Genomic DNA, 1158 nt, shown 5'->3' with positions numbered 1-1158 from the left:
GGCGGATTCAAATGGTCGTCGCAACACCCTGAAGGAGGAGGTTGCGATGAGCATTCGAAAGCGGCGGTCGGATCGGTCTGGGCGAGCCCCGCTACCGTCACCTGGCCGGCCACCTGTGGCGGGACGCGATGAACGACGCCGGTTCTGGCTGGCGATTGCAAGGGGAATGAGCAGCGAGGATGCTGCGGTCGAGGCCGGTGTGTCACAACCTGTAGGATACAGATGGTTCCGAAAGGCAGGTGGCATGCCCCCGGCGATGTTCCGATCCTCGGCCAAGTCCCTTTCCGGGCGATACCTGTCGCTGCTGGAGCGAGAGGAGATTGCGCTTCTTCGGGTCCAGGGCCGTTCCATGCAGGAGATCGGGCGCCGGCTCGGCCGATCCGCTTCGACGATCTCCCGTGAGTTGCGGCGCAATGCAGCCACCCGCAGCGGCGGGCTGGAGTATCGCGCGACAACCGCCCAGTGGCATGCCGAGCGATCAGCCCGGCGCCCGAAGCCGACGAAGCTTGCCCTCAACGCAACCTTGCGCACTTATGTCGAGGAGAGATTGGCTGGCGTCGTCGTCGCTCCGAGCGGTGTTTCCGTTCCCGGTCCTACTGTCGCCTGGCAGGCCCGCCGGCATGGCCAGCGGCAAGACCGGCGATGGGCCAGAGCCTGGAGCCCGGAGCAGATAGCCCAACGCCTGCCGATTGACTTCCCGGACGACGAGACCATGCGCATCAGTCACGAAGCGATCTATCAGGCCCTCTTCGTCCAAGGCAAAGGAGCGCTGCGGCGTGAACTCACGGCCTGCTTGCGAACAGGGCGAGTGCTGCGGGTACCGAGGGCGCGGGCCCGCAGGCGCGGCAAGAGTTTTGTCGCTCCTGAGATCATGATCAGCCAGCGCCCTGCCGAAGCAACCGATCGGGCGGTGCCAGGTCATTGGGAAGGAGACCTCATCCTGGGCCTTGGCAGCTCGGCGATCGGCACTCTGGTCGAGCGCACGACCCGCTTCACGATGCTGCTTCATCTTCCCCGTTTGGCAGGCCACGGTGATTGGCCGCGCATCAAGAACGGGCCTGCGCTGGCTGGTCATGGGGCAGAGGCTGTACGCGACGCAATCACGCGCACCATCGTCACCTTACCCGAAGAGCTGCGCCGATCACTGACCTGGGATCA

General features: G+C 65.1%; 1 protein-coding gene. It reads left to right on the top strand.

From position 1 onward, the window contains the following. Positions 1 to 46: 46 nt before the first annotated feature. A partial coding sequence (locus tag ACS5Q1_RS47985) for an IS30 family transposase (RefSeq protein WP_473104799.1) occupies positions 47 to 1158 on the top strand: 1112 nt, incomplete at its 3' end.

The sequence above is a fragment of the Microvirga sp. GN3 genome (assembly GCF_055792825.1).
This window is presented reverse-complemented; position numbering and strand designations above follow the sequence as displayed.